3 tRNA genes and 1 rRNA gene are annotated in these 527 nt (G+C 47.8%); all 4 read left to right on the top strand.

Annotated elements, in window-relative coordinates:
• Nucleotides 1–5 precede the first annotated feature (5 nt).
• Nucleotides 6–122: ribosomal RNA gene (gene rrf / locus KW850_RS32680) — 5S ribosomal RNA — on the top strand.
• A 9-nt stretch (nt 123–131) separates the two neighbouring features.
• A tRNA-Val gene (locus KW850_RS32675) sits at nt 132–207 on the top strand.
• Between the two features lie 21 nt (nt 208–228).
• A tRNA-Thr gene (locus KW850_RS32670) sits at nt 229–304 on the top strand.
• Between the two features lie 98 nt (nt 305–402).
• Nucleotides 403–478 (top strand) — tRNA-Lys (locus tag KW850_RS32665).
• Nucleotides 479–527 lie beyond the last annotated feature (49 nt).

The following is a 527-nucleotide window of genomic DNA, read 5'->3' as shown; positions in this document are numbered from 1 at the left end:
AATAGTCTGGCAATTATGGCGAGAAGGTCACACCCGTTCCCATACCGAACACGGAAGTTAAGCTTCTCAGCGCCAATGGTAGTTGGGACACGCGTCCCTGTGAGAGTAGGACGTTGCCAGGCTGTATATATGGAGGATTAGCTCAGCTGGGAGAGCATCTGCCTTACAAGCAGAGGGTCGGCGGTTCGATCCCGTCATCCTCCACCATATTTACCTATCATACATTACGCCGGGGTAGCTCAATTGGTAGAGCAACTGACTTGTAATCAGTAGGTTGGGGGTTCAAGTCCTCTCGCCGGCACCATGCTTCTTATTTCGCTGATTTACATCAGCGGAAGCATACGCAAAATCCCGAAGGGATTTTAAGCAGAAAAACTAGTTGGTTTTTTAAACATTTTGTATGAGCCATTAGCTCAGTTGGTAGAGCATCTGACTTTTAATCAGAGGGTCGAAGGTTCGAGTCCTTCATGGCTCACCATTTAAAATTAATATGCGGGTGTGGCGGAATTGGCAGACGCACCAGACTT

This window comes from Bacillus sp. sid0103 (assembly GCF_019219025.1).
This window is presented reverse-complemented; position numbering and strand designations above follow the sequence as displayed.